Annotated in this window: 7 protein-coding genes and 2 pseudogenes; 8 read left to right on the plus strand and 1 reads right to left on the minus strand. The window is 69.2% G+C overall.

Annotated features, from left to right (window positions below; all coding sequences use genetic code 11):
• The first annotated feature begins 64 nt into the window (after nt 1–64).
• The 7 genes from ABZS66_RS58550 (at nt 65) to ABZS66_RS58580 (ending at nt 6707) form a co-directional block, all read left to right on the plus strand.
• Nucleotides 65–850 (plus strand): beta-ketoacyl reductase, encoded by a 786-nt coding sequence (locus ABZS66_RS58550; protein ID WP_354773181.1) that lies wholly within the window; start codon nt 65–67, stop codon nt 848–850.
• Between the two features lie 46 nt (nt 851–896).
• Nucleotides 897–1136: an acyl carrier protein gene (locus ABZS66_RS58555; RefSeq protein WP_354773169.1), complete on the plus strand. Its 240-nt coding sequence runs from the start codon at nt 897–899 to the stop codon at nt 1134–1136.
• A gap of 11 nt (nt 1137–1147) precedes the next feature.
• Complete coding sequence (gene mbtM / locus ABZS66_RS58560) at nt 1148–2773, plus strand: long-chain-fatty acid--ACP ligase MbtM (protein WP_354773171.1); 1626 nt, start codon at nt 1148–1150, stop codon at nt 2771–2773.
• Nucleotides 2770–3927: an acyl-CoA dehydrogenase family protein gene (locus ABZS66_RS58565; protein WP_354773173.1), complete on the plus strand. Its 1158-nt coding sequence runs from the start codon at nt 2770–2772 to the stop codon at nt 3925–3927. The genes mbtM and ABZS66_RS58565 overlap by 4 nt, the downstream gene beginning before the upstream one ends.
• Before the next feature lie 98 nt (nt 3928–4025).
• The gene (locus ABZS66_RS58570) at nt 4026–4598 is read left to right on the plus strand and encodes an MptD family putative ECF transporter S component (RefSeq protein ID WP_354773175.1); all 573 of its coding nucleotides are present in this window, start codon (nt 4026–4028) and stop codon (nt 4596–4598) included.
• Nucleotides 4591–5295: an energy-coupling factor transporter transmembrane component T gene (locus ABZS66_RS58575; protein ID WP_354773177.1), complete on the plus strand. Its 705-nt coding sequence runs from the start codon at nt 4591–4593 to the stop codon at nt 5293–5295. The genes ABZS66_RS58570 and ABZS66_RS58575 overlap by 8 nt, the downstream gene beginning before the upstream one ends.
• Nucleotides 5292–6707, plus strand: coding sequence for an ABC transporter ATP-binding protein (locus ABZS66_RS58580; RefSeq protein WP_354773179.1), 1416 nt, complete (start codon nt 5292–5294; stop codon nt 6705–6707). Before ABZS66_RS58575 ends, ABZS66_RS58580 begins: the two co-directional genes overlap by 4 nt.
• 165 nt (nt 6708–6872) lie before the next feature.
• Here the strand turns inward: ABZS66_RS58580 and ABZS66_RS58585 are convergent.
• Nucleotides 6873–7007: pseudogene (locus ABZS66_RS58585) on the minus strand (IS110 family transposase); the annotation flags it as partial.
• Between the two features lie 923 nt (nt 7008–7930).
• Here ABZS66_RS58585 and ltrA point away from each other — a divergent pair.
• Nucleotides 7931–8776, plus strand: a pseudogene (gene ltrA / locus ABZS66_RS58590) (group II intron reverse transcriptase/maturase); the annotation flags it as partial.
• Nucleotides 8777–8973 lie beyond the last annotated feature (197 nt).

The raw sequence follows: 8973 nt of genomic DNA on the forward strand, positions 1-8973 counted from the left end.
GACATCAGGTGCGCACACTCGTGGGACTTGGGGCGACCCTCGCCCTGGTCATGTCGCCACACTGCTGGTCCACGCCGCCGTTGACTATGTCCACGCGGTGGCCGGCGCAGGCCTGGACCACAGCGCCGTCGAACGCGCCGCCGCGGCGAAGATTGTCGGGATCGAGAACGTCGTCGAGGCGCTGCCGCTGGCCGCGACGGCCAGGGTGATCCTGTGCTCGTCGGTCGCGGCGACCTTCGCCGGTCCGGGCCTGGCGGTGTACGCGGCGACGAACCGCATGCTCGACGCGATCGCCGCGCGGTTGCGGGCCGACGGCATCGACGGTCGGTCGGTGCAGTGGGGTGTGTGGCATTCCACCGCCCGCCCCCGGGGCGAGTACGACGACATCGTCGCCGGGTCCGAACGGGCCGGCATCCTGCCGATGCCGCCCGCTGCGGCGCTGGCCGCCGGGCTGACCGCCGAGTCACAGAACAGCCTGACGCTGTCCGCGGACTGGACGGTGATCGCCGCGGTGTGCGAGCTGAACGGGATGCCAGCGCTGATGCAGGATTTCGGCGGACAGACCGGTGCTGCGGTGCGCAGCGTGCCCGCCGACGCGTCGCCGGAGCGCGTCCGCTCGATCGTCGCGCGCGTGATGGGGCTGGGGGTTGACGACGTGCTCGATCCCGACACGCCGCTCGTCGCGCTGGGGATGGACTCGATCCAGGCACTGGAGCTCTACCGGTCCATCCAGCAGACGCTCCGCCTGGAGATCCCGGTGGCCCGGGTGCTGGGCGGCGCGACCCTGCACGACGTTCTAGAGATGGCCGGAAAGGCACCCGCGACCGTCGGCACCCGACTCGGCGAGTGACAACCACGATGAGCGGCACGTCCACAACGAACCCAAGGAGGCCGGAATGTCCGATGCGTTGAGTCCGGAGATCGAGCGGATCCTGCGGGTCGACTTGCAGGTGGACACCTCACGCATCACTCGCCGGTCGCACCTCGTCGACGAGGTCGGCCTCGACTCGGTCGCGTTCGCAGTGGGGATGGTGGCGATCGAGGACACGCTCGGCGTGGCGCTATCCGAGGAGGAGATGCTGACCTTCGAGACGGTCGCCGACCTGGAGGACGCCGTCCTCGCGAAGCGCGGCTGAGCATGGCGCCGGTGGACATCGGGCCGGGCGGGCTGGCCGGCGCGGTCAGCCGGGCGATGCTCGGCGGAGACGGGGCCCTGTCGGTGCTCGATGCGGCGTCCGGCGACTGGGACACCCGCCCGTGGCGTGAGGTCCACGCCCGCGCCGAGCAGATCGCCGCGCAGCTGCTCGCCGACGGCGGCCGCGAACCGGGCGCGGTCGGCCTGATCGGCGACCCCAGTGTGGATCTCATCGCGGCCGTGCAGGGTGCGTGGCTGGCCGGTGTCGCGGTGACGGTGCTGCCCAGCCCGGTCCGCGGGGCCGACGAGCAACGGTGGGCCCAGAGCACCTACACGCGGTTCGCCGGCATCGGGGTAGGCACCGTCCTCGGCTCTGGCCAGCAGCTCGAGCCGCTGGCGAGGATCGACGGGCGGCTGCGGATCGCGGGGGTCGAGCAGTACGGGCGGGACGCCGACGTCACCGGCTTCGCCGGACACCCGCTCGGTCCCGACGCGGCGGCCGTGCTGCAGGGCACCGCGGGATCGACCGGCGAACCCAAGACGGCGGTGCTGTCGGCGGCAGCCGTCCACAGCAACATCACCGAGCTGGTCGCGCGCGTCGGCATTCGTCCCGAGCGCGACGTGAAGCTCAGCTGGCTGCCGCTGTACCACGACATGGGGCTGATCTTCGTGCTGGTCGGCCTGGCCACCGGTACTCCACTGTGGATCGCGCCAAGCTCGGCCTTCGTGCGAGCCCCGTTCCGGTGGTTGCGATGGCTCACCGAGTCCCGGGCCACCATCACCGCGGCACCCAATTTCGCCTACGACCTGGTGGGCCGCTACGGCCGCCGGATCACCGACGCCGACCTGTCGCACCTGCGGTTCGTGATCAGCGGCGGCGAACCGGTCGACGCGGACGCCTTCGACGCCTTTCTCGACGTGGCGGCCCGATTCGGCATGGACCGGGCCGCGGCCGCGCCGGCCTATGGTATGGCCGAGTCGACCTGCGCGGTCACCATGCCCGCTGCCGGTGAGGGCGCCCGCTATGACGACGTCACTGTCACCTCACCCGAGGCCGGCGCCCAGCCGGTCCGCCGCCGCTACGCGATGCTCGGCACGCCGCTGGGCGGGATGCAGATCCGCATCGCCGAGGCAGACGGCGACGACGTTCCACGCATCGACGACCGGGACGTGGGCCACGTCGAGATCCGCGGCACCTCGATGATGACGCGCTACCTGGGGCATCCGCCGCTCAGCGACGGCGAATGGTTCCGCACCGGCGACCTCGGCTACCTCGTCGACGACCGCGCGGTGATCTGCGGCCGGGCCAAAGAGATCGTCGTCGTTGCCGGTCGCAACCTGTTCCCAGCGGAGATCGAGCAGTGCGTGGCGGGCGTCGACGGCGTCCGCAGCGGCCGCGTGGTGGCGGTGGCCCGCGACGGGACGTCGGCCCGGCCCGGGCTGGTGATCGTTGCCGAGTTCCGCGGCGGCGACCCCGACTCCGCCCGCCGCGCGGTGATCGCCGCGACGGCCGCCGAGTGTAACGTCATCCCGGCCGACGTGGTGTTCGTGAGACCCGGTACGCTGCCGCTGACCACGTCCGGCAAGCTGCGCCGCCTGGAAACCAGGAAGCTCCTCGAGTCGGGACACTGGAAATGACCGCTGACGCGTCGGTCAAGGGCTACCGGGCACTGCTGGAATCGGTCTTCGACGACCAGGTGCGAGCATGGGTCGCCGAGGCCGAGGCCACCCGGCGCTTCCCACGCGAGCTGCTGCGCAGGATGGGGGCCGCGGGAGTCCTCGCCGAGAAGTGGGGCGATCGCGCCACGCCCGATCTCGCCAAGCTCAACGAGCTGTCCTACACCCTCGGCCGGCTAGGATCGGCCGGGGTCAGCGTCGGCGTCAGCCTGCACGACTCGGCGATCGCGATCCTGCGCCGCTTCGCCCGGTCCGCCACGCTGAACGCGGTCGCCGAACGGGCGATCCGCGGTGAAGCCGTGCTGTGCCTGGCCGCGTCCGAGTCGTCCGGCGGCTCCGATCTGCAGATCGTCGAGACGCAGGTGTGCACCGAGGGCGACGGACTCCGGGTACGAGGCCGCAAGAAGTTCGTCTCGCTGTCACCCCTCGCCGACTACATCCTGGTCGTCGCCCGCAGTGTGAACCACGATCCCGCCAGCCGCCACGGGAGCGTCGCCCTCGTGCTGGTCCCGACCGACAAGGTCGCCATCATGCCGCCGTATGCGACGGTGAGCGCCGGGCCGCTCGAGACCTCGGCCGTGCAGATCGACACCTGGGTGCCGGCCGACCACCTGATCGCCCGAGCCGGGACGGGCCTGGCCGCGGTGAGCTGGGGCCTGGCCCACGAGCGGCTCTCCATCGCCGGGCAGGTCGCCGCGACCTGCAACCAGGTGCTGGGCATCACCCTGGCCCGGATGCAGGAGCGCACCCAGTTCGGCCGGACGCTCTTCGACCATCAGGCGTTGCGGCTGCGGATGGCCGACCTGCAAGCGCGGGTGGACATGCTCCGGCATGCGCTCACCGGGATTGCCGGCGGCGGCCAGCTGGATCTGCGCACCGCGGCCGCGATGAAAGTGTCTGCGGCCCGCCTCGGCGAGGAAGTCGTCGGCGAGTGCATGCACATCTTCGGCGGCTCGGCTTTCCTCACCGACGAGACGCCGCTGGCGCGCTGGTGGCGAGACATGAAGCTGGCCCGCGTCGGCGGCGGCACCGACGAGGTGCTCTGGGAACTCGTCGCGGCGGCGATGAAGCCGGATCTCGACGGGTATCGCGCGTTCTCGGCCGCGATCACCTGACGCTCACCACAGCCACCACACAGAAGGAGGGAAGCATGTCGAGCAACGCGACGACGCCCGTGGCGCCAGCTTCCGAAGACCCCCGCTTACGTCTGACGATGAGCGCCCGGGACCTCGTCAACATCGGCATCTTCGCGGCGATCTATCTCGTCATCGTCTTCACAATCAGCTTCGCGGGCGTCGTCAGCCCGCTCCTCATCGTGGTCACCTTCCCGCTGAGCATCATCGTCGCGGGCATCCCGTACATGCTCTTCCTCACACGGGTGAAGCACGCCGGCATGGTCACGATCTTCGCCGTCCTGGTCGCCGGAATCTACCTGCTCGCAGGCCACCCGTGGATCAGTACCGTCGTCACCGTCGTCGCGGCGTTGCTTGCCGAGGCGATCCTGCTGGCCGGCCGGTACCGGTCCCGGTGGGCCGCCATCCTCGCCTACGCGGTGTTCTCGCTCTGGTTCATCGGCCCGCTGCTGCCGATCCTCATCGACCCTGACGAGTACTTCTCCTCAGCGACGATGCAGGCGACACCGGAGTACGCCGACAAGATGCGGGACTTCCTCACCGACCAGGTGCTGTGGATGTACAACGCCGCCACGTTCATAGCGGGGCTGCTCGGCGGGCTGCTCGGTGCCGCGCTGCTGCGCAAGCACTTCCGCAAGGCCGGTCTTGCCTAGCCGTCCGGGACTCGACCCCCGCACGAAGATCATCGCTGTCATCGCCGTCAGCGCGGCGGTGATGAGCGCCGGCGGCGGCCGGTTTATCGCCGCCGGTCTGCTCCTCGCGGTCGGGCTCGCCGTCTGGGAGCGGGCCTGGCGGCGCGCCGTCGTGCTCCCACTCTTCGTCGGAGCTTCTGCCGCACTGGCGTTCTGGGTCCCGCTCGTGCGGCCCCACCCTGCCCTCGGCGCCGTCGCCACCGGTAGCTTCCTCGGCCTCCGGTTCGCCGTCGCCCTCGGCGTCGGGATGCATCTGATCGCCACGACGTCGCCGACCCAGCTCAGCGCCGCGTTCCGGGCATGGCGAATCCCCCGCGGCATCACCGTCAGCACGTCGGTGATGCTGCGGTTCCTCCCGCTCGTCGCCACCGAGGCCACCGCCGTGCTCGACGCCATGCGGCTTCGCGGCCTCACCGGGCTCCGCGCAATGCTGCGCCACCCGATCCTCGCGATCGAACGTTTCACCGTCCCGCTGATCGCTTCGAGCCTGCGGGTCGGCGAGGACCTCGCCGCCTCGGCCATGCTGCGCGGTCTTGGCTCACCACACCGCCCGACCTCGATGACACCACCGCGTTTCGGTGGCCGCGACGCGACATTCGCCCTCGTCGTCGCCGCGCTGGCCGCGGGCTCTGTCCTGTTGTCGCCAGGGCCAGCATGATCAGTATTGACGGGACCGGTTGGACGTACGCAAACGCGGAAGAGCCCAGCCTGACCGACGTCACGCTCTGCGTCACGCCCGGCGAGTTCGTCGTCCTCTGCGGTGCCAGCGGCTCCGGCAAGTCCACCGCACTGCGGCTGATGAACGGCCTCATCCCACACTTCCACGAGGGCACCCTCACCGGCGCGGTCCAGGTCGATGGCCTGAAGACCGCCACGGCGAGGCTTGACGAATTGGGCTTGCGCACCGGGACGGTGCTGCAGCACCCCCGGCGCCAGTTCTTCACGGACTCCGCAGGCGAGGAGGTGGCCTTCGCGCTGGAGAACTTCGGGTACGAACCCGCCGTGGTACACGCCCGTGTCGACGCAGCGCTGACCGCCCTGGCCGCCTGCCTCCCGGTCGCGGCGCGACTGAGGCTCCTCTCCGGCGGACAGCAACAGCAGGTCGCGCTGGCAGCGGCGAGCGCCCACGAGCCGGATATCCTCCTGCTCGACGAGCCGAGCTCCAACCTCGACGCCGACGCCGTGCAGCGGCTGACCGCCTCGCTCGCGCTGTTGAAGGCCAGAGGCATGACGATCGTGGTGGCCGAGCATCGACTGCGGTATCTGCGCGGCATCCTCGACCGGGTCGTGGTGATGCGCGAGGGACGGACCGAAGTACAGTGGAGCGCCCAGCAGTTCCGCGCGTTGCCCGACGAGGACCTCGCCCGAGAGGGGCTGCGGGGCGAAGCCCGGCCGGTCGACCTGCCCGAGCTGGCGGCGGCTGGCGGCAGCGTTGCAGACCCGGCCACGAAAGGCGGCCCATCCACCGGAGCGCTCCAGCTCGCCGACATCCGATGCCGGCTCGCCGGGCGCACAGTGCTCGACCTCGACCACGTGGCCTTCGCCGCGGGCACGGTGACGGCCATACGCGGTGCCAACGGGGCCGGCAAGTCCACGCTCGCCCGCGTCGTGACCGGACTGCAGTCCTGTCCCGGCAATGTGCGACTCGATGGGCGCAAGCTCAGCCGCCGCGCCCGGCAACGGGCCAGCGCGATCGTCATGCAGGACGTGCAGCGCCAGCTCTTCACTGATTCCGTCGACGCCGAGGTCCGACTCGCCGCGGCCCGCAACGACATCGACGTTGACCAGGCGCTCCGTGAGCTCGATCTCACCCGCTTCGCCGACCGGCACCCGCTGTCCCTGTCCGGCGGCCAGCAGCAACGCCTTGTCATCGCGGCCGCCCGCATCTCCCGCCGCCGCATAGTGGTCTTCGACGAACCCAGCTCGGGCGTCGACCAGCGACACCTCCAGTCGATCTCGGACCAGATCCGCCAGGTTGCCCACGAAGGCGCGGTGGTCCTGCTCATCAGCCACGACGAAGACCTGCTTGCCCTCGCCGCGGACGCACAGCTCACACTGCGACCCTTGTAGATGGCATATTGACGGGGGAAGGGGCGGCGGCTGCCGCACCCGGAGGCCCTGACGGCCCAGGCGCTGGCGAGTATGCGGTCGAGCAACTGGTCGACCGGCTCTCCGCCACCGGGCCGCAAGCTGTCGCCGCGGCGCGGGAGCTCGGGGGTGTCCCTATGAGTTTTGTCAAGCAGCGAGGCGGGGTTCGTCCGCCGTTTTGTGCTGGTATGGGCGTTGGGTTCGGAGCGTGGCGTGGAGGACGTCGACCCGCCGGCGGGCGAGGCAGATGAGGGCGGCGTTGTGTTTCTTGCCTTCCGCGCGGTTGGGTCGGCCCGAGGCGCGGTTCCGGTCTTTCGACCGGTCCGTCTCCTCGGGCCGCCCGCCGAACCCGGCGTGCCCATTGCTGAGCACCGGGCTCTCCACAAGCCCCGATGGAGGCAGGTCGTCGTTCAGCTTGCTGGGGTCCACGGCGTCGGAATCTTCGGGTTCTGTCGCAGGAAGTGTGGTGGGTGATCGGGCCGCCGGTCAGTTGGGTTGGAGGATGCGGCGACGGAGGAGGTCGAACTTTGCCCGGCCGTACATTTGCCGTTTCGTGTGTCCTGAACGTGGAGGAGGTTCGGTAGGTCGAGTCTCTGAAGCGGTGCTGCACGGATGATGAAGGATTTGGCCCTTCGGAGTCGCCCGGCGGTTGGGGGGCTCCGAACCACCTCATGCTGCGTTGGCTGAAGACCGTCGTGGTGAGCGATGAGGAAGAAGGCGCCCGTGAGGTGTCAGGTGGGGATCAGGAAGACGAATGCGAGTGAATCGTTGCTGACGTGTCGAAACAGATACAGACGACATCAAAACCGGGGTGTGAAAACGGGTCCCGGGACGAGCCTGGCGGGTGTGCCGTCTTCTGGCCAGGTGGTGTCCGGCATGTAGACGACGTGAGCCTGATCTGCGGCATCCGTGTGGAACAGGAGAAGGCGTGCCCGGATACACCCTGCTCGTATGGGCAGGGAGAGGGAGTGTCCCAAGCGGCGACACCGCAAGGGATCGAGTACCGTCGCCGGGCGCGCTGGCGGACCGGCTCGTAGTAGCGATGAAGGTCCTGTAATGGGGCCGGAGCGAAGGGGCCGGGTTGTCCGTGGCTGGTCTGTTCGATCAACCGGACGTGGTCCGGGAGGAGTCGCGTGGACGAGCTGAAAGCAGCAGGCAAGCCGTTTCAGATTTCGAAGCGGGCGGTCTGGTAGGCGTGGGAGAAGGTCAACGCGAACAAGGGTGCGCCCGGAGTGGACGGGCAGACGATCGCCGGCTTCGAGCTGGATCTGAAGAACAACCTGTATCGGATCTGGAATCGGATGTCGTCGGGGTCGTACTTCCCGCCGCCTGTGCGTGCGGTGGAGATCGAGAAGGCCCATGGTGGCGGCACCAGAATGCTCGGTGTGCCCACTGTGGACGATCGGATCGCGCAGACGGTCGTGGCCATGGAGTTGGAGCGGAAGGTCGAACCGGCCTTCCATCCAGATTCCTACGGCTATCGGCCGGGGCGTTCCGCCCTCGACGCGGTGGCGGCCTGCCGGGCACGATGCTGGAAGACGAACTGGGTGATCGATCTGGACATCCGGAAGTTCTTCGACAGCGTGCCGTGGGACCTGATCGTCAAAGCGGTCGAGGCGAACACCGACCTGCCATGGGTGGTGTTGTATGTCAAGCGGTGGCTGCAAGCGCCGCTGGCACTGCCCGACGGATCGTTGCAGGTCAGGGACCGGGGAACCCCACAGGGGTCTGCGGTCTCACCCGTGCTGGCGAATCTGTTCCTGCACTACGCGTTCGACGTGTGGATGGCCCGGCAGTTTCCGGGCGTCGGCTTCGAACGCTATGTGGACGACGCGGTGGTGCACTGCGTCGATGAGGCCCAAGCACAGCATGTGCTGGCGGCCTTGCAGGCACGGATGCGTGAGGTCGGCCTGGAACTGCACCCGGACAAGACCAGGATCGTGTACTGCAAGGACAGCAACCGGCGCGGCTCCTACGAGCACACCGCGTTTACGTTCCTGGGCTACACGTTCCGGGGCCGGGAAGTACGTCCCAGAACCGGCAAACGGTGAATCGGGTTCAACCCGGCGATCAGCAGCGACGCCTTGAGGAAGATCAGCGGTCACGTGCGGTCCTGGCGACTGCACCGACACACCGAGATCTCCGAAGCGGACCTTGCGGCCTGGGTCAATCCGAGGGTGGGAGGTTGGATGCACTACTGCGTGTCCAGAGGGCACGCGCGAACGGATTGGAGGACGGTGGTCCTGAT

The organism is Dactylosporangium sp. NPDC005572 (assembly GCF_040605515.1).
GTDB lineage: Bacteria > Actinomycetota > Actinomycetes > Mycobacteriales > Micromonosporaceae > Dactylosporangium.

What these genes read in the sequence shown, in the direction of transcription:
- ABZS66_RS58555 (WP_354773169.1), top strand. Translation starts at nt 897, where the DNA reads ATGTCCGATGCGTTGAGTCCGGAGATCGAGCGGATCCTGCGGGTCGAC.
- ABZS66_RS58565 (WP_354773173.1), top strand. Translation starts at nt 2,770, where the DNA reads ATGACCGCTGACGCGTCGGTCAAGGGCTACCGGGCACTGCTGGAATCG.
- ABZS66_RS58570 (WP_354773175.1), top strand. Translation starts at nt 4,026, where the DNA reads ATGAGCGCCCGGGACCTCGTCAACATCGGCATCTTCGCGGCGATCTAT.
- ABZS66_RS58580 (WP_354773179.1), top strand. Translation starts at nt 5,292, where the DNA reads ATGATCAGTATTGACGGGACCGGTTGGACGTACGCAAACGCGGAAGAG.